The organism is Phaeovulum molybdatiresistens (genome assembly GCF_023544865.1).
Lineage (GTDB): Bacteria > Pseudomonadota > Alphaproteobacteria > Rhodobacterales > Rhodobacteraceae > Pontitalea.
This window is the reverse complement of the sequence record NZ_JAMJFX010000001.1, coordinates 160934-184953: the sequence shown is the minus strand read 5'-3', so window position 1 is coordinate 184953 and position 24020 is coordinate 160934. Positions and strand designations below refer to the sequence as shown.

General features: G+C 67.8%; 20 protein-coding genes. 14 read left to right on the top strand and 6 right to left on the bottom strand.

Annotated features, from left to right (window positions below; all coding sequences use genetic code 11):
- Nucleotides 1–46 precede the first annotated feature (46 nt).
- Both MXB90_RS00885 and MXB90_RS00880 read right to left on the bottom strand, forming a co-directional pair.
- Nucleotides 47–427 carry a histidine triad nucleotide-binding protein gene (locus MXB90_RS00885; protein ID WP_250039882.1) on the bottom strand — a complete coding sequence of 127 codons (381 nt, stop codon included), beginning with the start codon at nt 425–427 and terminating at the stop codon, nt 47–49.
- 11 nt (nt 428–438) lie between these two features.
- Nucleotides 439–2016, bottom strand: a complete 1578-nt coding sequence (locus MXB90_RS00880; protein WP_250039880.1) for a DUF5928 domain-containing protein — start codon at nt 2014–2016, stop codon at nt 439–441.
- A 139-nt stretch (nt 2017–2155) separates the two neighbouring features.
- Between MXB90_RS00880 and MXB90_RS00875 the strand changes: the two genes are divergently transcribed.
- Nucleotides 2156–2974: a sulfotransferase family protein gene (locus MXB90_RS00875; protein ID WP_250039878.1), complete on the top strand. Its 819-nt coding sequence runs from the start codon at nt 2156–2158 to the stop codon at nt 2972–2974.
- A gap of 6 nt (nt 2975–2980) precedes the next feature.
- Here MXB90_RS00875 and MXB90_RS00870 read toward each other — a convergent pair whose 3' ends face one another.
- Nucleotides 2981–3913 (bottom strand): ABC transporter ATP-binding protein, encoded by a 933-nt coding sequence (locus MXB90_RS00870; RefSeq protein ID WP_250039876.1) that lies wholly within the window; start codon nt 3911–3913, stop codon nt 2981–2983.
- A gap of 106 nt (nt 3914–4019) precedes the next feature.
- On the opposite strand from MXB90_RS00870, the gene MXB90_RS00865 reads away from it, so the two are divergent.
- The 3 genes from MXB90_RS00865 (at nt 4020) to MXB90_RS00855 (ending at nt 8047) form a co-directional block, all read left to right on the top strand.
- Nucleotides 4020–4205 carry a zinc-finger domain-containing protein gene (locus tag MXB90_RS00865; RefSeq protein ID WP_250039874.1) on the top strand — a complete coding sequence of 62 codons (186 nt, stop codon included), beginning with the start codon at nt 4020–4022 and terminating at the stop codon, nt 4203–4205.
- A gap of 61 nt (nt 4206–4266) precedes the next feature.
- Nucleotides 4267–7113: a DNA polymerase I gene (polA, locus tag MXB90_RS00860; RefSeq protein ID WP_250039872.1), complete on the top strand. Its 2847-nt coding sequence runs from the start codon at nt 4267–4269 to the stop codon at nt 7111–7113.
- 22 nt (nt 7114–7135) lie between these two features.
- Entirely contained in the window at nt 7136–8047 is a 912-nt protein-coding gene (locus tag MXB90_RS00855) for a cation diffusion facilitator family transporter (RefSeq protein WP_250039871.1), read from the top strand.
- On the opposite strand, the gene MXB90_RS00850 is transcribed toward MXB90_RS00855, so the two are convergent.
- Nucleotides 8026–8808 carry a hydroxypyruvate isomerase family protein gene (locus MXB90_RS00850; RefSeq protein ID WP_250039870.1) on the bottom strand — a complete coding sequence of 261 codons (783 nt, stop codon included), beginning with the start codon at nt 8806–8808 and terminating at the stop codon, nt 8026–8028. The two genes, MXB90_RS00855 and MXB90_RS00850, sit on opposite strands and share 22 nt — an antisense overlap.
- A complete protein-coding gene (locus tag MXB90_RS00845) occupies nt 8808–9419 on the bottom strand; it encodes a DUF1285 domain-containing protein (protein ID WP_250039869.1) in 612 nt (203 codons plus the stop codon). Before MXB90_RS00845 ends, MXB90_RS00850 begins: the two co-directional genes overlap by 1 nt.
- Nucleotides 9420–9489: 70 nt before the next feature.
- On the opposite strand from MXB90_RS00845, the gene MXB90_RS00840 reads away from it, so the two are divergent.
- The 4 genes from MXB90_RS00840 to MXB90_RS00825 are packed head-to-tail and all read left to right on the top strand — an operon-like array spanning nt 9490 to nt 16296.
- Nucleotides 9490–10497, top strand: a complete 1008-nt coding sequence (locus tag MXB90_RS00840) for an AAA family ATPase (RefSeq protein ID WP_250039868.1) — start codon at nt 9490–9492, stop codon at nt 10495–10497.
- Nucleotides 10494–11387 carry a DUF58 domain-containing protein gene (locus MXB90_RS00835; RefSeq protein ID WP_250039865.1) on the top strand — a complete coding sequence of 298 codons (894 nt, stop codon included), beginning with the start codon at nt 10494–10496 and terminating at the stop codon, nt 11385–11387. The genes MXB90_RS00840 and MXB90_RS00835 overlap by 4 nt, the downstream gene beginning before the upstream one ends.
- Nucleotides 11387–14188: a DUF4159 domain-containing protein gene (locus MXB90_RS00830; RefSeq protein WP_250039862.1), complete on the top strand. Its 2802-nt coding sequence runs from the start codon at nt 11387–11389 to the stop codon at nt 14186–14188. The genes MXB90_RS00835 and MXB90_RS00830 overlap by 1 nt, the downstream gene beginning before the upstream one ends.
- A complete protein-coding gene (locus MXB90_RS00825; RefSeq protein ID WP_250039860.1) occupies nt 14185–16296 on the top strand; it encodes a hypothetical protein in 2112 nt (703 codons plus the stop codon). Before MXB90_RS00830 ends, MXB90_RS00825 begins: the two co-directional genes overlap by 4 nt.
- Nucleotides 16297–16373: 77 nt before the next feature.
- On the opposite strand, the gene MXB90_RS00820 is transcribed toward MXB90_RS00825, so the two are convergent.
- Complete coding sequence (locus MXB90_RS00820) at nt 16374–17096, bottom strand: DUF599 domain-containing protein (protein ID WP_250039858.1); 723 nt, start codon at nt 17094–17096, stop codon at nt 16374–16376.
- A 79-nt stretch (nt 17097–17175) separates the two neighbouring features.
- Here MXB90_RS00820 and MXB90_RS00815 point away from each other — a divergent pair, with 79 nt between their 5' ends.
- The 6 genes from MXB90_RS00815 to MXB90_RS00790 all read left to right on the top strand — a co-directional run bounded on the left by MXB90_RS00815 (nt 17176) and on the right by MXB90_RS00790 (nt 23939).
- Entirely contained in the window at nt 17176–18609 is a 1434-nt protein-coding gene (locus MXB90_RS00815; RefSeq protein ID WP_250039855.1) for an FAD-linked oxidase C-terminal domain-containing protein, read from the top strand.
- Between the two features lie 47 nt (nt 18610–18656).
- Complete coding sequence (locus tag MXB90_RS00810; RefSeq protein WP_250039852.1) at nt 18657–19745, top strand: FAD-binding protein; 1089 nt, start codon at nt 18657–18659, stop codon at nt 19743–19745.
- Nucleotides 19745–21028, top strand: coding sequence for a glycolate oxidase subunit GlcF (gene glcF / locus MXB90_RS00805; protein ID WP_250039850.1), 1284 nt, complete (start codon nt 19745–19747; stop codon nt 21026–21028). The genes MXB90_RS00810 and glcF overlap by 1 nt, the downstream gene beginning before the upstream one ends.
- 57 nt (nt 21029–21085) lie before the next feature.
- Nucleotides 21086–21859 (top strand): trypsin-like serine peptidase, encoded by a 774-nt coding sequence (locus tag MXB90_RS00800; RefSeq protein ID WP_250040551.1) that lies wholly within the window; start codon nt 21086–21088, stop codon nt 21857–21859.
- 214 nt (nt 21860–22073) lie between these two features.
- The gene (locus tag MXB90_RS00795) at nt 22074–22544 is read left to right on the top strand and encodes an Hsp20 family protein (protein ID WP_250040545.1); all 471 of its coding nucleotides are present in this window, start codon (nt 22074–22076) and stop codon (nt 22542–22544) included.
- 207 nt (nt 22545–22751) lie between these two features.
- A complete protein-coding gene (locus MXB90_RS00790) occupies nt 22752–23939 on the top strand; it encodes an MFS transporter (RefSeq protein ID WP_250039848.1) in 1188 nt (395 codons plus the stop codon).
- Nucleotides 23940–24020: the final 81 nt, after the last annotated feature.

Below are 24020 nucleotides of genomic sequence, written 5' to 3'. Positions count from 1 at the left end.
CCCCTGTTGCGGGCGCGCAGCCAAGGCGCGCGCCCGTCCGGGCCGTTCAGGCCTTTTGCAGCATTCGGCCCAGCGGGCGCCCGGCCAGGATATGCATGTGGTAATGCGGCACTTCCTGCACACCGGCCTCGCCCGCGTTGGAAATCGTGCGATAGCCGCCGCCATTCGCGCCCGGCGCGATGCCCAGCATCTGACAGACCTTGGCCGCGGCGCGGTGGAAATCGACGATCTCCTCGGCGCTGGCCTCGGCCGCGAAATGGTCGAAACAGACGTAGCGGCCCTTGGGGATGACCAGCACATGATCGGGGGCCTGCGGCGCGATATCGCGAAACGCCAGGGTATGGTCGGTTTCCAGCACCGTGTTGGCGGGGATTTCACCGCGCAGGATGCGGGCAAAGACGTTCATTTCGTCATAGGCATAGGCCACGGGGTCACTCCTCAATCGACGAACAGATAATCGGTCGCACCGATCTGATGCGCAAGATCGGGCGCGATGTCCAGAAACCGCGCCAGCACCCGGGCATTGGCCCCGACATCGGCGCCCTGACGCATGCGCAGGAAGCTGGGGAATTGCGCATCGCGCATCCGGTCGCTTTCAAAGCGCAGGTCATAGCGGATCGTGGGCAACAGCCGGTCGATCACCTCTTGCGGGGACCGCTCGCCGGCAAGGCCCACGCGGCGGGCGTGGCCCAGCAGATAGTCATCGGTGAAATCGCATTCGATTTCCAGGATGCGGGTAGTCGCCTTGTCGGATGTGAAATCCTGCATCAGATCAAAGGACGACGGGTCCAGGCAGATCACCAGCCGGTCGGTGCCGTGAAAGTCGAACAGCATCCGCATCAGCGCGCGACGGTGGCGGGTGCGCTTGTCCATCGTCGACTGGATGCCGCCCAGATCGGGCAGGGGGGTGTTTTCTTCATTGAACAGGTATTCCACCACCGGAATCCCGGTCCGGTGCCGGATCTGATGCACCAGGCGCTTGGCGACATGCCATTTCTTGCACACCACCATCAGCAGGGTCCGTTCCCGCCCCAGGCTGGATTCGGTTTCCCAGAAGCGCGGGGCAAAGCGCCGCCCAATCCGGCCGCGCCCGGTCAGAAAGCTGTAAAGACTGCGCCCCTCGTTCGAGATCGGGAACCGCACGCCGGTCTGGGTCCACAGGCTGCCCAGCCGGTCCTTCAGCAGCATCGCATCGGGGCTGATCTTGCGCGCGAACAGGAAATCCTGGCTTAGCAGCATGTCGTAATGGTCGTTGTAGAAGGTCACCGGCATGCCGTAATCGGTGAACATCAGGAAGGTCAGCGCGCGGGTGCGGATTTCGCGGTCGGGCACCAGATGGCGGACGATGGTCTGAAAGAAGGTTTCATCCGGGATCCAGGTGGTGCGGAAAAAGCGCATCACATCGGGCCGGTCGCGGCAGAAATCCAGCACCCATTCCACCGTGCGCCGGCGCAGGCACCACCATTGCGAGCCGATCATCATCTGCAGATCCTCGGGGATCGCGCGGGTCAGGCCCAGTTTCTTCTGCCATTCATAGCTTTTGTAGAACGCCCATTTGCGGGTGCGTTCGTTGAACCAGTGGCGATAGATCAGCCGGTCTTCCTTCAGCCCCGTCTTGATCCAGTCCGAGGTGAAGAAATCGAAGCTTTCGATATAATCCACATCCTCGGCATCCAGATAGGCATGGGCGAATTCGGCGGTCTTGATCGGCATGCAATCGCCCGACAGCATGTAGAAATGCGTGGCCTGCGGAAAGGCCGCGACGGCGGCCTTCACCGCCTCCAGGGTGGCGCCGACCAGGCTCCATTCGCCCCAGCCGCATTTCAGCCGCCGCCGCGCGAAGGTGACCGCCGGATTGTCCCCCAAGGCCGTGCGGATGCGGGCGAAATCGTCGCCGCTTGCGCGCGCATCGAAATGGATCGCGACGAAATCGCCCGCCGCGGTCAGCCGTTCGGCCTGACGGATGATCCCGTCGGGGTCCTTGTGGGTCAGCAGGATGAAGGCGATTTTGGCCATCGTTAACCGGATCAACAGCAATAGACATCAGATTTCGCCTAGATACCGCCAATGCCCGTTGAAAAGACAGGGGCAGTTTGCTTCAAAGGGCGGGAATTGTCGGTTCGGGCCCGGCCCGTGTGTTTGCAGGAGTGATTTGATGGGTTTCCCCGGCACCTGGATGACGGAAAGCGAAAGCGTCGTGTACCGCGTGGTGCCCAAATGCGCCTGTTCGACCATCGGGCAGATCATGTTCTATTCCGATCACGGGCGGTTCTTCGATGGGGACATCCACGATTCGACCGCCGGGCTGCACAAATGGTCCCAGCCCGAAAGCCAGCCGCTGATCGAGGGCAACGTGCGCGCGCACAAATCCTTTGCCTTCACCTGCGTGCGCAACCCCTATGCGCGGATCCTGTCGTCCTTCTTCGACAAGATCGCCGGCATCCAGCGCAACGGCAAACGCTATCGCGGCAATCTGGTGCCGCAACTGGCGCAGCGTTACGGGGTGCAGGTCGGCAGCCCGGAAAACGGTTTCGATTTCGACCAGATCGCCAGCTTCCGGCGGTTTTTGCTATTCGCGCGCGACACGATTCGCTGGCGCCGCCCGATGGAGCCGGACATCCACTGGTCGGCCATGTCGGGCCATATCTCGACCTTCATCGTCAATGGCGGGCGCTACGACCACATCTTCTTTACCGAAAAGTTCAATGAGGGGATGCAGACCGTTCTGGATGCGATCCAGACGCCGCATCCGGTGGATCTGGGCGCGATCCCGCGGTTCAATGAAAGCGAAGGCCACGGGCCCAAGCGCGCCCACCCCGTTTCGGCCTATTTCGACGATCTGTCACGCCATCTGGTCTGGGAAATCTACAAGAAGGATTTCCAGCTGTTCCGCTATGATTTCGACGATCCGGACAACAAATACCCGGTGGGCGAGATTGATTTGGACGAGGTGCATGCCAAGCTGGCCGCCTGAGACGGCCTAGCCCTTGGTGGTCAGCGCCACGAACACTTCTTCCAGGCCGGGCTGTTCCGAGGCCACGTCGCGGATGCGGATGCCGCCTTGCCGGATCGCGTCCAGCACCGCCTCGGCGCTGGTTTGTGACCGGCGATAGTGAAAGGCGATCTGCCCATCCGCGCGGCGTTCCATCGTGATGCCGTCGGGCAGGGCGATCGTGTCGGGGGCCTCGCCCTCGGGTTCGACCACCAGCGCCTTGCCATCCAGCCTGCGCAGCAGCGCGGGCGTGGTGTCGCGCACGATCAGCCGGCCGCGGTCGATGATGGCGATTTCGTCGCACATCTCCTCGGCCTCTTCCAGGTAATGCGTGGTCAGGATGATGGTCATGCCCTGCGCGTTCAGCTTGCGCACATTGGTCCACAGCATATTGCGCAGCTCGATATCGACGCCGGCGGTGGGTTCGTCCAGCACCAGAACCTGCGGCCGGTGCACCAGCGCCTTGGCCAGCAACAGCCGCCGTTTCATCCCGCCCGACAGGTTGCGCGCATAGGCCTCGGCCTGTTCGGTCAGGCCGACCAGCTCCAGAATCTCATCCGTCCAGCGGTCGCGGGCGGGCACGCCATACAGCCCCGCCTGCATTTCCAGCGCCGCGCGGGGGGAAAAGAACGGGTCCATGTTCAATTCCTGCGGCATCACGCCGATCGCCGCGCGCGACTGGCGCGGGTTCACATCCTGGTCAAAGCCCCAGATCGTGACCTTGCCGGCGGTCTTGCGCACAAGCCCCGCCAGGATGTTGATCATCGTGGACTTGCCCGCGCCATTCGGCCCCAGCAGGCCAAAGATCGACCCGGCCGGGATCGATAGGTCCACGCCCTTCAGCGCCTCTTTCGGGGCCTGCCGACCCGTTGCCGCATAGGTCTTGCGCAGACCTTCGATCACAATCGCCTGCCGTTCCACCTTGCCCGCCCTTCACCAATCGCTATCATGCGCACCAAGTTAGGGCGCCCGGCGCCCAACCTCAAGCAGTGCGCCCCGCAAGGGCCTTTCGAACGGAGCCCCGCCGATGACCATCGCCCCCCCCGAAACCCAGACCGTGACACGCTGGAAAGTCGCCTGCGACGGGGGCGAAGGCGCGCTGGGCCATCCGCGCGTCTGGCTGACGATCCCGCATGACACCGGTTTTGTCGAATGCCCCTATTGCGACAAGCGCTTCGTGATCGATCGCGAACACGCCCACGACGATCACTGATCGCCGACCGGGTCGCGCCGCCTGCGGCCCCGGAAATTGCTGACATGAAGGAGGGCCGGGAATGGGCTTTGGCAAAGGCTGTCACCTGCATCTGATCGACGGCTCGGCCTTCATCTTCCGCGCCTATCACGCCCTGCCGCCGCTGACGCGGAAATCCGACGGCCTGCCGGTGGGCGCGGTGGCGGGGTTCGCCAACATGATCTTCAAGTATATCGAGGATGCCAAGGGCGACGATGCCCCCACCCATGCGGCGGTGATCTTTGACCATTCCTCCAAAACCTTCCGCAACGACATCTATCCCGATTACAAGGCCAACCGCCCGGAATTGCCCGAAGATCTGCGCCCACAGTTTCCGCTGACGCGCGATGCGACGCGGGCCTTCAACCTGGCCTGCATCGAGGTACAGGATTATGAGGCCGATGACATCATTGCCACCCTTGCCCGCCAGGCGCGTGACGCGGGCGGGCGCGTCACCATCATCTCGTCCGACAAGGATCTGATGCAGCTGGTCGGCGGCGGGGTCGAGATGCTGGATGCGATGAAGGGCCTGCGCATCGGCCCTGATGAGGTCGCGGCGAAATTCGGCGTCGGCCCTGACCGGGTCGTGGACGTGCAGGCGCTGGCGGGCGATTCGGTCGACAACGTGCCCGGCGCGCCCGGCATCGGCATCAAGACGGCGGCGCTTCTGATCAACGAATATGGCGATCTGGAAACGCTTCTGGACCGCGCGGGCGAAATCAAACAGCCCAAGCGGCGCGAGACCTTGCAGAATTTCGCCGACCAGATCCGGGTTTCCAAGCGGCTGGTAACGTTGTTCGACGAAACCCCGCTGGATTTCGCGCTGGATGATCTTGAGGTGAAGGACCCCGATCCCGCGCAGTTGATGGAGTTCCTCAACCGCATGGAATTCCGCACGCTGACCAAGCGCGTGGCCGACAAGTTCGGGGCCGAACCCCCGCCGCCCGCCGCGGCGCCTGCCGGGGACGCGCCCGCGGCCCCGGGCCGCGGAACCGGCGCAGAGGGGGGCTTGCCCCCCGCCGAGAAGGTTCCCTTCGATCATGCCGCCTATACCTGCATCCGCGATGCGGAAACTCTGGCGGGCTGGCTGGATCAGGCCCGCGCGCGGGGCTGGGTCGCGGTCGATACCGAAACCACCAGCCTGGATGAAATGCGCGCCGAACTGGTGGGGGTGTCGCTTTGCATCGAACCGGGGCAGGCCGCCTATATCCCGCTGGGTCACAAGACGGGGGGCGATGATCTGTTCGGCGGCGCCGCACTTGCGCCCGACCAGATGCCGCTGGATCAGGCGCTGGCGCTGCTCAAGCCGGTGCTGGAGGATGCCGCGATCCTGAAAATCGGGCAGAACATGAAGTATGACTTCAAGATCTTTGCCCGCCACGGCATCCGCGTCGCGCCCTTCGATGATACGATGCTGATGAGCTATGCGATGTTTTCCGGCCTGCATGGCCACGGCATGGATGCGCTGGCGCAGGAATATCTGGGCCACAGCCCGATCCCGATCAAGGAACTGCTGGGTTCGGGTAAGGCGCAGATCACCTTTGACCGCGTGCCGGTCGACAAGGCCACCGCCTATGCCGCCGAGGATGCCGACATCACCCTGCGCCTGTGGCAGGCCTTCCGCCCGCGCCTGCACCGCGAACGGGTCACCACCGTCTATGAAACGATGGAACGCCCGCTGGTCCCGGTTCTGGCCGATATGGAAATGGCCGGCGTTCGCGTGGACGCGCAGGTCCTGTCGCGCATGTCCAATGCCTTCGCGCAAAAGATGGCAGGGCTTGAGTCCGAGATTCAGGATATCGCCGGCCAGCCCTTCAACGTCGGCAGCCCCAAGCAGCTGGGCGAGATCCTGTTTGACCAGCTGGGCGTGGCGGGCGGGGCCAAGGGCAAGGCCGGCGCCTATTCTACCGGCGCCGATGTGCTGGAGGATATCGCCGCATCCGAAGACAACCCCCGCGCCGCCGAACTGGCCGCGCGCGTGCTGGACTGGCGCCAGATCGCCAAGCTGAAATCCACCTATACGGACGCGTTGCAGACCCATGTGAACCCGGAAACGGGCCGGGTGCACACCTCCTATGTGATTTCAGGCGCGGCGACGGGGCGGCTGGCCTCGACCGATCCGAACCTGCAGAACATCCCCGTCCGCTCGGAAGAGGGCCGCCGCATCCGCGAGGCTTTCGTGGCAGGCCCTGGCATGCGGATCGTCAGCCTCGACTACAGCCAGATCGAGCTGCGGATTCTGGCCCATGTCGCCGATCTGCCCGCGATGAAGCAGGCCTTCCGCGATGGTATCGACATTCACGCGATGACCGCGTCGGAAATGTTCAACGTCCCGCTGGACCAGATGACGCCCGATATCCGGCGTCAGGCCAAGGCGATCAACTTTGGCGTGATCTACGGCATCTCGGGCTTTGGCCTGGCGCGCAACCTGCGTATCCCGCGGGCCGAGGCGCAGGGCTTTATCGACCGTTATTTCGAACGCTTCCCCGGCATCCGCAAATACATGGACGACACCGTAGCCTTCGCCAAAGAACACGGCTTCGTCCAGACCATCTTTGGCCGCAAGATCCACACGCCCGAAATCAACGCCAAGGGCCCCAGCGCGGGCTTTGCCAAGCGCGCGGCGATCAACGCGCCGATTCAGGGCGCGGCCGCCGACATCATCCGCCGCGCCATGGTGCGCATGCCCGCCGCAATCGCCGGGCTGCCCGCGACGATGCTGTTGCAGGTGCATGACGAACTGATCTTTGAGGTGGACGAAACCGCCGTCGATGCCCTGATCGCCGCCGCCCGCGCCACGATGGAAGGGGCCGCGGAACCCGCGCAGCGCCTGTCGATCCCCCTTGTCGTCGATGCAGGGCAGGGCGCAAGCTGGGCCGAGGCGCACTAGGCTTACGGAAAGGGTCCAACCCGTGCCCCATGACCATCACCACCACCACGGCCATCTGCCCCGCGCGGCGGGGGATCGGCGCATGGCGGCGGCGGTGGCGGTCAACGTCGGCTTGTCCGTCGCGCAGATTATCGGCGGGCTGATCGCGGGGTCCGTCGCGCTGATCGCCGATGGCGTGCACAACCTGTCGGATGCGGCGGCGCTGGTGCTGGCCTTTGGCGCGCGCCATCTGGCGCAGCGCGCCGCCGACCCGGGCATGAGCTTTGGCTGGGCCCGGGCCGAGGTGGTGGCTGCGCTGGTCAATTATGTCGTGCTGATCGTCATCGCACTTTGGCTGCTGGTCGAGGCGGCGGGCCGGCTGGCCGATCCGCCGGGGGTTGCGGGCTGGGTTGTGATCTGGCTGGCGGGGCTGGCGCTGCTGGTCGATCTGGTGACGGCGGGGCTGACCTGGCGGCTTTCGCGCGAAAGCCTGAACATCCGCGCGGCCTTTTTGCACAATCTGGCCGATGCCGGGGCCTCGGTCGCGGTGATCATCGGGGGCGGGCTGATCCTGCTTTATGACTGGCGGCTGGTTGATCCGCTGCTGACCATCGGGATTTCGCTGTTCATCCTGTGGCATGTCGCGGGCGACATCCGGCCCGTTCTGCGCATCCTGATGCTGGGGGCGCCGGTCGCGCAGGATGTGGCGCAGGTGGTGGCGCGGCTGCGCGCCGAACCGGCCGTGGCAGATGTGCATCACGTCCACCTGTGGCAGATCGATGAAAGGCGCACCGCCTTTCAAGCCCATCTGGTCGTGCAGGATGGCGCCGATTTCGCCGCCGTGATCGCCGGGGCCAAGGCGATGCTGGCACGCGATTTCGGCCTGACCCACGCCACGCTGGAACCGGAAAGCCCCGCGCTTGGCTGTGCCGATCAGGGCGCCGTCGGCTGCTGAACGGCCTGCGCCCGGGCCAGCCAGCCAAGGCCCGCCACCGTATCGCCCGCGGGGATGTATTCGGCGCTGACAAAGCCGGCATAGCCGTCCCGGTCCAGCCGGGCAAAGAAGGCGTCAAAGTCGATCTGCCCGCCCGCCGGTTCATGCCGCCCGGGAAAGCCCGCGATCTGCACATGGCTGGCGCGCGCCCCGTGGCGCGTCCAGGCGCCCGGCACATCGCCGGTGATGCTATGCGCGTGATAGGCATCGAATTGCAGGCGCAGATTGGGCGCGCCGATTGCATCCAGCACCTGCGCCGCCAGATCGAAATCACCCAGGAAATAGCCCGGCATGTCGACCGGGTTGATCGGCTCGATCGTCAGCGCGCGGTCGGGGGCCTGCCGTGCGGCCCAATCCAGGTTGCGCAGGAAGGTGTCCTGCGCGCGGCCCCCCGTTGCGCAGCCCGCCATGATGTGAATCCGCCCCGGGTTCAGCACCTCTGCCAGGTCCAGCGCCTGGGCGAATTCCGCGCGAAACCGCGCTTCGGCCCCGGGCAGGGCGGCACAGCCCCGCCCGCCCGCCGCCCAGTCGGGCACCGGCACGTTCATCAGCGCGAAATCCAGCCCATTGTTATCCAGCCCCGCGCGGATGTCGCGCGCCGGGGTGTCATAGGGAAACAGCAGTTCCACCGCGCCAAAGCCCGCCGCGCGGGCCGCTGCGAACCGCTGGGTCAGGGGTAGTTCCGTGAACAGAAAGGTCAGGTTCGCGGCAAATCGCGGCATCAGGACAGCTCGGCCACCGGGATGATCGGGAAGAACGTGCCTTGCGACCACAGGCCCAGCCAGTCCTGCCCCTGATGCGTTGCGGGGCGGGCGATATCAACCAGCCGGTAAAAGGTCTTGCGGTCGATCAGCGCCTCCAGCCCGCGGCGGATATGGACATAGGGCGCAGGCGTGCCATCGGCGTCGCGTTCCACCCGGATCGGGTTGTCGGGGCCCGCGGTGACGGTATCGCCCACATTGGTGGTAAAGCGCAGCGCCTGATCGGCGCCCGTGCCGGTCTGTTCCACATCGACCGCGACAAAGGGCGCATCGACCACGCGGATGCCCACCTTTTCCACCGGCGTGACCAGGAAATACTTGCCATCCTCCAGCTTCAGGATTGACGCGAACAGCTTGACCAGCGCGGGCCGGCCGATCGGCGTGCCCAGATAGAACCAGCTGCCATCGCGGCGGATTTCGATATCCAGATCGCCGCAAAAGGGCGGGTTCCACAGATGCACCGGGGGCGGGCCTTTCTTCGCCGCCTTGCCCGCCGCCGCCGCCAGCCCCTCGGCCGTGGGGGGCGCCGGTTGGGGGTTCACGTTCTGTTGTGACTTGTCTGTTTCTGTCATCCGGGCTTTGCCAATCCGTCGGTTACCGTTATCTCGTGAAGGGGATTATAGCGTGAAGGGGGGCGTTGTCATGGCCGGTCCGGGGGATCTGATCACGGAAATCGAAGCCTTGGGCGACAGGCTGGCGCAGGCGCGGGCCTCGATCGAGCAGCGTTTCATCGGCCAGGACCGGGTGGTCGAACTGGTGCTGGCGGCGCTTTTGTCGGGGGGGCACGGGCTTCTGGTGGGCTTGCCGGGGCTGGGCAAGACGATGCTGGTCGACACATTGGCCACCGTGATGGGGCTGAAATCCAGCCGCATCCAGTTCACCCCCGACCTGATGCCCGCCGATATCCTGGGGTCCGAGGTGCTGGAAACCGCCGCCGACGGCAGCCGCGCCTTTCGCTTCATCGAGGGCCCGGTGTTCTGCCAGCTGCTGATGGCCGATGAAATCAACCGCGCCAGCCCGCGCACGCAATCGGCGCTGCTGCAGGCGATGCAGGAGCGCGAGGTGACGGTGGCCGGCGTCCACCGCCCGCTGGGCCGGCCGTTCCATGTGCTGGCCACGCAAAACCCGATCGAACAGGAAGGCACCTATCCCCTGCCCGAGGCGCAGCTGGACCGTTTCCTGGTGCAGATCGACGTGGATTACCCCGACCGCGACACCGAACGCGGCATCCTTCTGGCCACGACCGGCGCGACCGAAACCGCCGCGCATCAGGTGTTCAGCGCGGATGATCTGATCGCCGCGCAGGCGCTGGTGCGGCGCATGCCGGTGGGCGAGGCGGTGGTCGAGCTGATCCTGGATCTGGTCCGCGCATGCCGCCCCGATGAACCCGAGGCGGCCCCCGCCGCGCGTGAGGCGCTGGCCTGGGGGCCGGGGCCGCGCGCCGCGCAGGCCTTGATGCTGACGGTGCGGGCGCGCGCCCTGTTGCAGGGGCGGCTGGCACCCTCGGCGGAAGATGTGTTGGCGCTGGCGCGTCCGGTGCTCAGCCACCGTATGGCGCTGTCGTTTGCGGCGCGGGCGCGTGGCGAAACGCTGGCGGGCGTGATTGACCGCGTGGCCGCCCAGGTCACCGGCCATGAGGCCGCGGCGTGAGCCTTGCCCCCGATAGCGCCGCGGCGCTGGACCTTCGGCGTCAGGCCGAGGGCGCGGCCCAGGCGCTGCCGCCGCTGCTGGTGGCGGCGGAACATCTGGCCGCCGCGGTGCAGATGGGCGGTCACGGCCGCCGCCGCGCCGGCGCGGGCGAGGATTTCTGGCAATACCGCCCCGCCCATCCCGGCGATGAGGCGCGCTTTGTCGACTGGCGCCGATCGGCCCGGTCGGATCAGCAATATGTGCGCGACCGCGAATGGCAACTGGCGCAATCGGTGCATCTGTGGGTCGACGCGGCCGCCTCGATGCGGTTTTCGGGCGGCGGGGACCGCCCCGAAAAGGGTGCGCGGGCGCGGCTTCTGGCGCTGGCGCTGGCCGTGCTGATGATCCGCGCGGGCGAACGGGTGGGGCTGACCGGGCCGCTGGCGCCGCCGCGCCCGGGCCGCGCGCAGCTGATGCATCTGGCGGGGCTGTTGTCTTCCCCTGCCGCTGCGGGCGATTACGGCGCGCCCGAGGTGGCGGCGGTGATGCCGCGGTCGCGGGTGGTCTTTCTGTCGGATTTCCTGGGCGATCCGGCCCCGGTCGCGGCGGCGCTGGGCGCGCTGGCCGATCGCGGCGTCAGCGGGGTGATGTTGCAGGTGCTGGACCCGGTCGAGGAGGATTTCCCCTTCGACGGGCGCACGATCTTTGAAAGCATGGGCGGCAGCCTGCGCCACGAAACCCGCCAGGCGGGCGATCTGCGCGCGCGCTATCTGGCGCGGCTGGCGGAACGGCGTGACCGGCTGGCGCAGCTGGCCGGGCAGGCGGGCTGGCAGTTTTCGACCCATCACACCGGCGCGCCCGCGCAGGGCGCGCTGTTGTGGCTGCATGGCGCGTTGGGGCGGGGGCGCTGATGTGGATGATCGGCCCCCTTGGCTTTGGCGCGCCCTGGCTGTTGCTGGGGCTGCTGGCCTTGCCGGTGCTGTGGCTTTTGCTGCGCGCGGTTCCGCCCGCGCCGGTGCGGCGGCGCTTTCCGGGGGTGGCGCTGCTGCTGGGGCTGACGGACGAAGATCAACAGGCCGACCGCACGCCCTGGTGGCTTTTGCTGCTGCGCATGGCGGCGATTGCGGCGGCGATCATCGGCTTTGCCGGGCCGGTGCTGAATCCGGTGGTGCAAGCGCCCGCCGATGGCCCGCTGCTGATCGTCGAGGATGGCGGCTGGGCCTCGGCCCGGGACTGGCCGCGCCGGGTGGAACGCATCACCGACGCACTGGATGAGGCCGGGCGCGCGGGCAGGCCCGCGGCCCTGGTGCTGCTGTCCGATCCGCCCCCCGTCCCGCCCGTCTTTGCCCCGGCCGAGGATATGGCCGCGGCGCTGCCCGGCATCACGCCCCGGCCCTGGGCCCCGCCTGTGCCTGCCGATCCCGCGGCGATCCTGCCGGAAGGGCGCTTTGACACGCTGTGGCTGTCCGATGGTCTGGCGCATCCCGCACGCGCCGATCTGCTGGCGGCCCTGTCGGCGCGGGGCAATCTGCGCGTCTGGGAACCGGGCACCCCGGTCCTGGCCCTGCGCCCCGCCCGGATCGAGGATGGCGGGCTGCACGTCACCGTGTTGGCCGCGACCGCGCCCGGCGCCCCGCCCGCCACGACCATCGAGGTCGCGGCGATCGGGCTCGACCCCAACGGGATCGAGCGTGATTTGGCCCGCGCCCCGGCCACGATCGGCCCCGAGGGGCTGGGCGCGGCGGTGTTCGACCTGCCCCCGGAACTGCGCAACCGCATTGCGCGCTTTGAAATCGCCGGCCAGCGCAGCGCGGGCGCGGTGGCGCTGACCGATGATGCGGTCAAGCGGCGCAAGGTGGCGCTGGTCGCGGGCGGCGCTGCCCGCGAGGGGCTGGAGCTGTTGTCGCCCACCCATTACCTGCGCCAGGCGCTGGCCCCCAGCGCCGATCTGCTGGAAGGTGGACTGGCCGATGTGCTTCTGGCCGCGCCCGATGTGATCATTCTGGCCGATATTGCTGATCTGGCGGATCTGCCCGAGGCCGACCGCCTGGCCGAATGGGTTGAAGAAGGCGGGCTTCTGGTGCGCTTTGCCGGGCCCCGGCTGGCGGCGGCGCAAAGCGGCGCCGATCCGCTGTTGCCGGTGCGGCTGCGCGCGGGGGGGCGGTCGATCGGCGGCACCATGAGCTGGGGCGAGCCGCGCCGGCTTGGGCCTTTCCCCGAAGGCTCGCCCTTCGCGGGGCTGGATCTGCCCGCCGATGTGACGGTGCGCGCGCAGGTGATGGCCGAACCCGCGCCCGAACTGGCCGAACGCACCATTGCCGCGCTGGAAGACGGCACGCCGCTGGTGACGCGGGCGGCCTTCGGCGATGGGTCGGTGGTGCTGTTCCATGTCACCGCCAACGCCGAATGGTCGTCGCTGCCGCTGTCGGGCCTGTTCGTGCGCATGCTGGAACGGCTGGCGATTTCCGCCCGCGCCACGCCCCCCGAGGCGGGCGATCTGGCGGGCGTGACCTGGGTTCCGGCGCGCCTGATCGATGCGTTCGGGCGGTTGCAGGATGCGGCCGAGGCGCCCGGTGTTGACGGTGCCGCGCTTGCGGCGGCGCTGGCGGGCGCGGGACCGGGGGCCGACCTGCCGCCGGGTCTTTATGCCGCCGAGGGCCGCGCGGTCGCGCTGAACGTGATCGGCCCGGATCAGGTGCTGGCCCGTGCCAGCTGGCCCGCCTCGGTGCCGGTCGAGGGGGCGGTGACCCCGCAGCAGACCCCGCTGAAGGGGGCGCTGCTGTTGGCGTCGCTGGTGCTGCTGCTGGCCGATATCCTGGCGTCGCTGGCGCTGTCGGGGCGGCTGCGCGGGCCGCGCGCGGGGATTGCGGCGGCGCTGGCGCTGGCGCTGATCCTGCCCGCGACCGGGGCCGAGGCCCAGATGACCGCCGCCCCATCGGACGCCCCCCGGATGGATGAGGCGCGCGCCATTGCCGCGGCGGGAAATGTGGTTCTGGCCCATGTCATCACCGGCGATGCCGAAACCGACCGGATCGCCGCCGCGGGCCTGGCGGGGCTGTCGCAGGTGCTGACCCGGCGCACGACGGTGGAACCTTCGGCGCCGATGGCGGTCGATCCGGAAACCGACGATCTGGCGCTGTTCACGTTCCTCTATTGGCCCATCACCGCCGATCAGCCCGCGCCCTCGCCGATGGCCTATGCCCGGCTGAACCGCTATCTGCGCGGCGGTGGCATGATTCTGTTCGACACGCGCGATGCCGATATCGCGGGTTTTGGCGCCGCGACCGATGCGGGCCGCCGGCTGCAGGCGCTGGCCGCGCCGCTGGACATCCCGCCGCTGGAACCGATCCCGCCGGACCATGTCCTGACCCGCACCTTCTACCTGCTGCAGGATTTCCCCGGCCGTCACGCGGGCACCTCGATCTGGGTCGAGGCCGCCCCCCCCGATGCCGAACAGGCCGAGGGGATGCCGTTTCGCAACCTGAATGACGGGGTGACGCCGGTGGTGATCGGCGGCAATGACTGGGCCGCCGCCTGGGCCACCGATGCGCGCGGCATGGCGCTGTTTCCTGTCGGGCGCGGCCAGGCGGGCGAACGTCAGCGCGAGATTGCCTATCGTTTCGGGGTCAATCTGGTGATGCATGTGCTGACCGGCAACTACAAATCCGATCAGGTCCATGTGCCCGATCTTCTGGAAAGGCTGGGGCAATGACCGGGCTGAGCGTGATCTTCGCGCCGCTTTTGCCCTGGCCTGCGATCTGGGCCGCGGCGGGGTTGGCGCTGGTGCTGCTGGCGCTGGCGCTGTGGCGGGGGCTGCGCGGCTGGGCGCTGCGGGCGGGGGCGGCGCTGGTGCTGCTGTTGGCGCTGGCGCAACCGGCGGTTCAGCGCGAAACGCGGGAACCGCTGTCCGACATCGTCTTCCTGCTGGAAGACCGCAGCGCAAGCCAGGATCTTCCGGGCCGCCCCGATCAGACCGATGCCGCCATGGCCGCCATGACGCGCGCCATCACCGCCCTGACCAACACCGAAATCCGCCGCCTGCGGGTGGCGGACGGGGCCGAGAATGCGGGCAGCCTGATCGCCACTACCCTGGCCCAGGCCTTGGCCGAGGAACCCCGCGCCCGCGTCGCCGGCGCCATTCTGGTCACCGACGGACAGGCCCATGACGCTGATCTGATGCCGCCCATGCCCGCCCCGGTGCATGTCCTGCTGACAGGGCGCGCGACCGATTGGGACCGGCGGTTGGTGATCCAGACCGCCCCCGCCTTCGGCATCATCGGTGAACCGGTCTCGATCCGGCTGCGGATCGAGGATCTGGGCGCCGTTCCCGCCACGGTGGGCACCCGCGCCACGCTGTCCATCGCCATCGACGGCGAAGATCCGCAAAGCTATCAGGTCGAGGTCGGGCAGGATCTGGAACTGCCGCTGATCCTGACCCACGGCGGGCAGAACGTGGTTCAGTTCACGCTGGACCCCGCGCAAGGTGAGCTGACCGATCGCAACAATGCCGCCGTGGTGCAGATCAACGGGGTGCGTGACCGGCTGCGGGTGCTGTTGGTGTCGGGCGAACCGCATGCGGGCGAACGCACCTGGCGCAACCTGCTGAAATCGGATGCGGCGGTGGATCTGGTGCATTTCACCATCCTGCGACCGCCGGAAAAACAGGACGGGGTGCCGGTCTCGGAACTGTCGCTGATCGCCTTCCCGACGCAGGAACTCTTCGTTGAAAAGATCGACGAATTCGACCTGATCATCTTTGACCGCTACGCCACGCGTGGCATCCTGCCGGCGGGCTATTTCGACAATATCCGCGCCTATGTCGAACGCGGCGGCGCGGTCTTGATCTCGGCGGGGCCGGAATTCGCCACCGTGCAAAGCCTGTGGCAGACCGCGCTGGGCACAATCATGCCCGCCCGCCCCAGCGGCCGGGTTCTGGCCCAGGCCTTCCTGCCCCGCGTCACCGCGGACGGCGCGCGCCACCCCGTCACCGCGGGGCTGGACGGTGCCCCGGTGATCGGGCCCGATGGCACGGTCGATGCCAGCCGCCCGCACTGGGGCCGCTGGCTGCGCCAGATCGAACTGTCGGGCGTGCGCGGCCAGGTGGTGATGGAAGGCGCCGCGGGCACACCGCTGTTGATCCTTGACCGACAGGGCGCGGGGCGGGTGGCGCTTCTGGGGTCTGATCACGCCTGGCTGTGGGATCGCGGCTATGAAGGCGGCGGGCCGCAGCTGGAACTGCTGCGCCGCATCGCGCATTGGTCGATGAAGGAACCCGAACTTGAGGAAGAGGCGCTTTACGCCGAGGTTGATCCCGGCAGCCTGGCCCTGACCGTGGTGCGCCGCACAATGCAGCAAGACACAGGCGCCGTCACGATCACCGGCCCCGATGGCGCGCAGGCCGATGTGGCGCTGGCCGAAACCGCCCCGGGGCGGTTCACCGCGCGATGGACCGCGCCGGGGCCGGGGCTGTATCGGCTGCGCCACGGCGATCTGGACCGCGTCGTGGCGCTTGGCCCCGCCGCGCCGCGCGAATTCGAACAGACCATCGCCAGCGGCGCGCCCCTGGCCGCCGCTCTGGCCGCCAGCGCCGGTGCCGTGACCCGGATCGAGGACGGCATCCCCGATCTGCGCCGGGTGCGCGAAGGCCATACCGCCGCTGGCCGCGGCTGGATCGGCATCACCCCGCGCGGCGCCACCGCCACCACCGACATCCGCGTGGCCCCGATCCTGCCCGATTGGGCGCTGCTTGGGCTTGCCGCCCTGCTGGCCCTGGCCGCCTGGATGATCGAGGGGCGCGGCCGCCGCGGCCCGACTGCATGATCGCGACCTGCGCTTTCATCTTGCCCCAAATACCTCCGCCGGAGGCATCCGACGCCCCGCACGCGCCAAACGGTGGCCTACTGCGGTGCCCCCGCCAGCAGCGCCCCGCGTGAGGTCGAGGCGAATTCGCGCCGCCACAGCATCGCCGTGGTAAACACCGCCGCCCCCGTCAGCGCCAGCGGCCCCAGCAGCCAGGCCAAGGATGCCAGCGCGAAATAGACCGACCGCAACCCTCGATTGAATCCCTTGGCGGCGTTGATGTTCACCTCGGCGGCCTGGGCAGCGCGGGCATAGGCCTCGGCGCACACCTCATTGGGCACTGACGCCATAACGATGGCGCAATAATTGAACAGCCGGTGCGACCAGACGAACTTCAGGAAGGCATTGGCCCCCAGCAGCACCGCCACCAGGATCTTGGTTTCCCACAACAGCGCCGGTCCCGTTTCCAGCGCCAGCCCCGAGGCCAGTTCCGTCAGCCGCCCCGGATTGCCGATCAGCGCAAAGCCGCCCCCGATCGCGATCAGCGCGGTTGACGCGAAGAAGGTGGTGCCGTGTCGCAGGCTGTCGATGATGGCGGAATCAAAGATCCGCGGGCTGCGGGTCACGAACTGGCGCATCCATTCGCGCCGATACCCCTCCATCAGCAGGCCCACCGAGATGCGTCCCTTGGGCGGATGTTCGGACAGCCAGCCGATTCCCAGCCAGCACCCCACAAGCAGCGCCAGTGCGCCCAGATCGGCCGGGCCCAGCGGCCCGATCGTGGGAAGTTTTGCGGCGATCGTGGTGATATCTGCGCTCATGACCACAGCCTAGCGCGGGCGATCTTCTGTTGCCATATGGCAAAATTGGTTATAAAAACTGACCAGTGGAGGATTTATCATGCAGATGCCCACCCCGAATCCCGCTGTTCTGGCCCGCAAGGCGGATATCGTCGCGCGGCTGCGCGCGCAATTGCCCGCCGATGCCGTGATCGACGACCCGGCCGAAACGCGGGCCTATGAATGCGATGCGCTGTCGGCCTATCGCTGCATGCCGCTGGCCGTGGTGCTGCCGCGCACCACCGCCGAGGTCGCCGCCGCCCTGCGCATCTGCCATGCAGAAGGGGTGCCGGTGGTGCCGCGTGGTGCGGGCACCAGCCTGGCGGGCGGTTCGATGCCGTCGCAGGATGCGGTGATCCTGGGGCTGGCGCGGATGAATGCGGTGCTGGAGGTCGATTACGACAACCGCTTCATCCGGGTTGAGGCGGGGCGCACCAACCTGTCGGTCACCGGCGCGGTCGAAGGCGATGGCTGGTTCTATGCCCCCGATCCGTCCAGCCAGCTGGCCTGCGCGATTTCGGGCAATATCGCGATGAATTCGGGCGGGGCGCATTGCCTGAAATACGGCGTGACGACGAACAACCTGCTGGGCGTCACGATGGTGACCATGGCTGGCGAGGTGCTGGAAATCGGTGGACCGTTCTGCGATGCGGCGGGGCTGGACCTGTTGGGCGTGATCTGCGGGTCCGAGGGCCAGCTGGGCGTGGTGACCGAGGCCACCTTGCGCATCCTGCCCAAGCCCGAGGGCGCGCGCCCGGTGCTGATCGGCTATGCCTCGAATGAGGTGGCGGGCGAATGCGTGGCCGACATCATCCGCGCGGGCGTGCTGCCGGTGGCGATCGAATTCATGGACCGCCCCTGCATCCGCGCCACCGAGGATTTCGCCCATGCCGGCTATCCCGATTGCGAGGCGCTTCTGATCGTCGAGGTTGAGGGCAGCGAGGCCGAGATCGCCGAACAGCTGGGCCTGATCCGCCAGATCGCCGAACGCCACAACCCGGTGGAATTCCGCGAAGCCCGCACCGAGGATGAGGCCCGCCGCATCTGGCTGGGCCGCAAATCGGCCTTTGGCGCGATGGGCCAGATCAACGATTACATGTGTCTGGACGGCACCATTCCGGTGTCCAGCCTGCCCCTGGTGCTGCGCCGCATCGGCGAGATGTCGCGCGAGTTCGGGCTGGATGTGGGCAATGTGTTCCATGCGGGCGATGGCAACATGCATCCGCTGATCCTTTATAATGCCAACAAGCCCGGTGATCTGGAAAAATGCGAGGCGTTCGGGGCCGAAATCCTCAAGCTTTGCGTCGAGGTGGGCGGTTGCCTGACCGGCGAACATGGCGTGGGCATCGAAAAGCGCGATCTGATGGTGGTGCAATTCGCCCCCGCGGATCTTGAGGCGCAGATGCGCGTCAAGGATGTGTTCGACCCGGCCTGGCTTTTGAACCCCGCCAAGGTCTTCCCGCTGCCCGCCAGCGAAAGCCGCCGCGCGGCGTGATGCGCCCGCCTTGCCCGGTGCCCGTTCAGCCAGAAAGAACCAACGTGATGAGACCTGAAACCGAAGCGCAGCTGGCCGAGGCGATCCGCGACGCGGATGGCCCCTTGCAGATCGTGGGTGGGGGCACCCGACCCGTTGGTGCGGCGCTGGACGGTGCGGTGCTGGAAACCGGCGCGCTGCGCGGCATCACGCTGTATGAACCCGGGGCGCTGACGCTGGTGGTGCGCGCAGGCACGCCGCTGGCCGAGGTCGAGGCCGCGATTGCCGCCGAAGGCCAGCGCCTGCCGTTTGAACCCGTGCGCTGGGGCCCGGTGCTGGGCGCTGCGGGCGACAGCACGGTGGGCGGCGTGGTGGCGGCCAATGTGTCGGGGCCGCGCCGGGTGCAGGCGGGTGCCTGCCGCGACAGCCTGATCGGCGTGCGCTACGTCGATGGCACCGGGACGGTCGTAAAGAACGGCGGTCGGGTGATGAAAAACGTCACCGGCTATGATCTGGTCAAGCTGCTGGCAGGCAGCTGGGGCACGCTGGGGGTTTTAAGCGAGGTCAGCTTCAAGTTGCTGCCCGCCGCGGGTGCGCAGGCCACGCTGATCCTGCCCGGCCTGACCGCGGCCGAGGCGGTGCCGGCGCTGACGGCGGCGCTGGGCTCGCCCTATGATGTCAGCGGCGCGGGCTGGCTGCCGGGCGTGGGCGCGATGATCCGCGTCGAGGGGCTGGCCGAATCGGTGGATTACCGCGCCGGGCGGCTGGCGGTTCTGCTGGCGCGTTTTGGCCGGGTGGTCGATGAACGCGACGGATCGGCGGCGCTGTGGCGCGATCTGGGCGAGGTGGCGCCCTTCCAGGGGGCCACGGGCGATCTGTGGCGGTTTTCGGTCAAGCCGTCGCAGGCACCGTCGGTCATCGCGCGGCTGGGCTATCCGGTGGTGCTGGACTGGGGCGGCGGGCTGATCTGGGCGCTGGTGCCCGAAGGCGTCGATGCCCGCGCCCGGGCCGGGGCGTTCACCGGCCACGCAACCCGGATGCGGGGGCAGGGGCCCGGGGCGTTTCATCCCGAACCCGCGCCCATCGCGGCGCTGTCGGCGGGGCTACGCGCCAAATTCGACCCGCGTGGGATTCTGAACCCCGGAAGGATGGGCTGATGCAGACGCATTTCACCGAAACGCAACTGGCCGATCCGGGCATCGCGCGGGCCAATGAAATCCTGCGCGCCTGCGTGCATTGCGGGTTCTGCACCGCCACTTGCCCGACCTATCAGGTGCTGGGCGATGAGTTGGACAGCCCGCGTGGCCGGATCTATCTGATCAAGGACATGCTGGAAAACGACCGGCCCGCCGATGCCAAGACGGTCAAGCATATCGACCGCTGCCTGTCGTGCCTGGCCTGCATGACCACCTGTCCCTCGGGCGTGCATTACATGCACCTGATCGACCATGCCCGCGCCCATGTCGAGAAAACCTATCGCCGCCCCTGGCACGACCGCGCCCTGCGCTGGATGCTGGCCAAGGTGGTGCCCTATCCGGGGCGGTTCCGGCTGGCGCTGCTGGGGGCCAAGATCGCGCGGCCCTTTGCCCGCGCCATCCCCGATGCCCGGCTGCGCGCGATGATCGCGATGGCGCCAAAACAGGTGCCCCCGGTCAGCCGCAATGACGATCCGCAGACCTTCGTCCCGCGCGGCGCGAAACGCTATCGCGTGGCGCTGCTGACGGGCTGTGCGCAAAAGGCGCTGAACACCGATATCAACGATGCCACGATCCGCCTGCTGCGCCGCCTGGGGTGCGAGGTGGTGATCCCGCGCGGCATGGGCTGCTGCGGCGCGCTGACCCACCATATGGGCCGCGAAGGCGAAAGCCATGCCCAGGCCCGCGCCAATATCCGCGCCTTTTTGGGCGAGGGCGATCTGGACGCGATCATCATCAACACCAGCGGCTGCGGCACGACCGTCAAGGATTACGGCCATATGTTCCGCACCACGGACCTGGCCCAGGATGCGGCCAAGGTCGCGGGGCTGGCCTGCGACGTGACCGAATTCCTCGAACGCATCGGCCTGCCCGAAACCGCCCCCAAGGCGCTGCGCGTGGCCTATCACGCGGCCTGTTCGCTGCAGCATGGCCAACAGGTGAAAACCGCGCCCAAAACCCTGCTGAAGGCCGCGGGCTTTGAGGTGGTGGAACCTGTTGACAGCCATCTGTGCTGCGGCTCGGCCGGCACCTATAACCTGCTGCAACCCGAGATTTCCGCTGAACTCAAGCGCCGCAAGGTCGCCACGCTTGAGGCGAAATCGCCCCAGGTGATCGCGGCCGGGAACATCGGCTGCATGATGCAGATCGGGTCGGGGACGCAGGTGCCCATTGTCCACACAGTGGAACTGCTGGATTGGGCGACCGGCGGGCCGAAGCCGCGCGCGCTGGCCGATCTGCCTTAATCTCGCCCAAGGCTTGCGCTATCGGGGGCCTTTGACCCGACGATGACGGATGCCCCGATGCGCCTGATCGCCCTTGTCCTTGCCCTGATCTGCGCCCAGCCCCTGTCGACTGCGGCGCAGGGCCTGCGGCTTCTGGCCACGGGCGATGACACCCGCGGCTGGGAAGCGGTGGGCCGGCTGGATCTGGGCCAGAACAGCTTCTGCACCGGAACGCTGATCGCCCCCGATCTGGTGCTGACGGCGGCGCATTGCCTGTTCGAACGCGAAACCGGCAAGATGATCGATGCCGCCCGGATCGAATTCCGCGCCGGCTGGCGCAATGGCCGGGCGGTGGCCTATCGCGGGGCGCGCCGGGCGCTGGCCCATCCTGATTACAGCTTTCAGGGCCGCGACCGCATCGACCGCGTCGCCTGGGATCTGGCCCTGGTGGAACTTGATCAGCCGATCCGCCTGCCCAAGGTCCACCCTTTCGCGCTGGATGACCCGCCGGGGCCCGGCGATCAGGTCGGTGTCGTGTCCTACGCGCATGACCGGGCCGAGGCACCCGCGCTGGAAGAATTGTGCAGCGTGATGAACCGCGAAGGCAGCGTGCTGCTTTTGTCCTGCGCGGCCGATTTCGGGTCATCCGGCGCGCCGGTCTTTGCGATGCGCGGGGGCGAGCCGCGCATCGTCTCGGTCGTCTCGGCCAAGGCGGAACTGAATGACCGCAAGGTCTCACTGGGCACGCTGGTCGGCGCGGTGGCCGATCTGCGCGCCGCGCTTGCCGCACGCCCCGGCGCGGGCGAGGGGCAGTTTACCCGCACGAATGGCGCGAAATTCCTGCGCCCCTAGGCCGCCGCCCCGGTTTCCGACGCCGCGCCTGCCCCTTCGGCTTTGCCCAAATATCCCCGCCGGAGGCTTCCGCACCCGCCACGCGCGCGGGGGCTTGAAACCGCGCGCGCGCTTTCCCAGATCAATTGAACCGGGGTGCCTGATGGGCCCCGGTGATCCGCCCGGCCCCGCGATGGGGCGGGCCATGCAGCATCGCTCAACAGAGGATGAAACCATGCGCAGCTTTGATCTTTCGCCGCTTTACCGTGCCACCGTCGGCTTTGACCGGGTGGCCGATCTGATGGACCGGGTCCTGTCGGCCGATGTGGCCCAGCCGACCTATCCCCCCTACAATATCGAAAAGACCGATGAAAACGCCTACCGCATTTCGATCGCGGTGGCGGGTTTTGCCAGTGACGATCTGGCCGTGGAACTGCGCGAGGGCGCGTTGATCGTGACGGGGCGCAAGGCCGCCGATCCGGCCGATGCCGGGCGCACCTTCTTGCATCGCGGCATCGCAACGCGTGCGTTTGAACGCCGCTTCGCGCTGGCCGATCATGTCCGCGTTGCGGGCGCCAGCCATGTGGACGGGATGCTGCACATCGATTTGGTGCATGAGGTGCCCGAGGCGCTGAAGCCCCGCCGGATCGAGATTTCCGGCCCCGCCACGGTCGAAGGCCGCGCGGTCGAGACCCTTCAGGCCTGATCCCCTCGTGATCGCTTGATCCCGATCCGGGCGCGCGGTTCCCCCGCGCGCCCCTTTCAATGAAAGTTCCCGCTGGGAACCATCTTTTCGCCGGATCGCGGGCTCCCGGCCCAAAGCTCCAGCCCCCGGCAACAACCCGCCCGTCAACAATCCCCTTGCGCCGGCCCGCCCCATCCGGCAGCTTGCCCCCGCCTTTGGAGGGATCACATGCGCGTCAGTATCGCCTTTCTCGTGGCCGGCTATGTCCTGAGCCAGTTCTACCGCGCCTGCCTGGCGGTTCTGACCCCTGTCCTGGGGTCCGAGATCGGCGCAAGCGGCACCGATCTGGCGGTGTCGCTGGGTCTTTGGTACATCGCCTTTGCGCTGATGCAGATCCCCGTGGGCGAGGCGCTGGACCGGATCGGGCCGCGGCTGACGGTCTCGGTGCTGCTGGGCCTGGGCGGGGGCGGCGGGGCGGCGGTCTTTGCGCTGGCGCAGGGGCCGATGGCGGTGCATCTGGCCATGGTGCTGATCGGCATCGGCTGCGCGCCGGTTCTGATGGGGGCCTATTACATCTTTGCCCGCAGCTTCCCGCCCGCGATCTTCGGCACGCTGGCGGGGGCGACGATCGGCGTGGGCAGCCTGGGCAACCTGGCCGGCGCCGCGCCGCTGGCGTGGCTGATCGAGACGGCGGGCTGGCGCCAGGCGCTATGGGGGCTGGCGGTGATCACGCTGGTCGTGGCGCTGGCCATCGCGCGCTTTACCCGCGACCCTGAACGGATTACCCGCCCGGCCACGGGGGGCGGTTCGGTGCTGGACATCCTGCGTCTGCCCGCGATCTGGTTCCTTCTGCCGCTGATCGGTGTGAATTACGCCGCCGCCGCGGGCCTGCGCGGTGTCTGGGCGGGGCCCTATTTCAGCACGCTTTATGGCGCCGATACCGCCGCGATCGGGCTGGCGATGCTGGTCATGGGGCTGGCGATGGTGGCGGGCAACTTTGCCTATGGCGCCGCCGACCGGGTTCTGGGCAGCCACAAGCGCGTGGTCTTGCTGGGCAATGCGCTGCAGGTGGTGATCCTGTGCCTGCTGTGGCTGATGCCGGGGCCGGGGTTCTGGGCATCCACCGCGATGATCGCCGCGATCGGGCTGTTCGGCGCGTCCTTCCCGGCGATGATGGCGCATGGGCGCAGCTTCTTTCCGCCGCATCTGATGGGGCGGGGGGTGACGCTTTTGAACATGTTTTCGATCGGCGGGGTGGGGCTGTTCCAGTTCGCCTCGCGCCCGGTGTTCGAAAGCGCGCAGGCCCGCGGCACCCCGGCCGAGGCCTTTGCCGCCTTGTTCCTGTTCTTCCTGCTGCCGCTGATCGCGGGGCTGGCGCTTTATGCCTTCAGCCGCACCCGCGGCGATGAGGTCTGACGCGCCTTTCCTGCATCACAAAAGCGCAAGCGCCCACGAAGCCCTTCCCAATCGCGCGCCTTTCCGTTAAGGGGCGTCGTT

What these genes read in the sequence shown, in the direction of transcription:
- polA (WP_250039872.1), top strand. Translation starts at nt 4,267, where the DNA reads ATGGGCTTTGGCAAAGGCTGTCACCTGCATCTGATCGACGGCTCGGCC.
- MXB90_RS00830 (WP_250039862.1), top strand. Translation starts at nt 11,387, where the DNA reads ATGTGGATGATCGGCCCCCTTGGCTTTGGCGCGCCCTGGCTGTTGCTG.
- MXB90_RS00820 (WP_250039858.1), bottom strand. Translation starts at nt 17,096, where the DNA reads ATGAGCGCAGATATCACCACGATCGCCGCAAAACTTCCCACGATCGGG.
- MXB90_RS00815 (WP_250039855.1), top strand. Translation starts at nt 17,176, where the DNA reads ATGCAGATGCCCACCCCGAATCCCGCTGTTCTGGCCCGCAAGGCGGAT.
- MXB90_RS00875 (WP_250039878.1), top strand. Translation starts at nt 2,156, where the DNA reads ATGGGTTTCCCCGGCACCTGGATGACGGAAAGCGAAAGCGTCGTGTAC.
- MXB90_RS00850 (WP_250039870.1), bottom strand. Translation starts at nt 8,808, where the DNA reads ATGCCGCGATTTGCCGCGAACCTGACCTTTCTGTTCACGGAACTACCC.
- MXB90_RS00795 (WP_250040545.1), top strand. Translation starts at nt 22,074, where the DNA reads ATGCGCAGCTTTGATCTTTCGCCGCTTTACCGTGCCACCGTCGGCTTT.
- MXB90_RS00790 (WP_250039848.1), top strand. Translation starts at nt 22,752, where the DNA reads ATGCGCGTCAGTATCGCCTTTCTCGTGGCCGGCTATGTCCTGAGCCAG.
- MXB90_RS00845 (WP_250039869.1), bottom strand. Translation starts at nt 9,419, where the DNA reads ATGACAGAAACAGACAAGTCACAACAGAACGTGAACCCCCAACCGGCG.
- MXB90_RS00865 (WP_250039874.1), top strand. Translation starts at nt 4,020, where the DNA reads ATGACCATCGCCCCCCCCGAAACCCAGACCGTGACACGCTGGAAAGTC.
- MXB90_RS00800 (WP_250040551.1), top strand. Translation starts at nt 21,086, where the DNA reads ATGCGCCTGATCGCCCTTGTCCTTGCCCTGATCTGCGCCCAGCCCCTG.
- glcF (WP_250039850.1), top strand. Translation starts at nt 19,745, where the DNA reads ATGCAGACGCATTTCACCGAAACGCAACTGGCCGATCCGGGCATCGCG.
- MXB90_RS00825 (WP_250039860.1), top strand. Translation starts at nt 14,185, where the DNA reads ATGACCGGGCTGAGCGTGATCTTCGCGCCGCTTTTGCCCTGGCCTGCG.
- MXB90_RS00880 (WP_250039880.1), bottom strand. Translation starts at nt 2,016, where the DNA reads ATGGCCAAAATCGCCTTCATCCTGCTGACCCACAAGGACCCCGACGGG.
- MXB90_RS00810 (WP_250039852.1), top strand. Translation starts at nt 18,657, where the DNA reads ATGAGACCTGAAACCGAAGCGCAGCTGGCCGAGGCGATCCGCGACGCG.
- MXB90_RS00840 (WP_250039868.1), top strand. Translation starts at nt 9,490, where the DNA reads ATGGCCGGTCCGGGGGATCTGATCACGGAAATCGAAGCCTTGGGCGAC.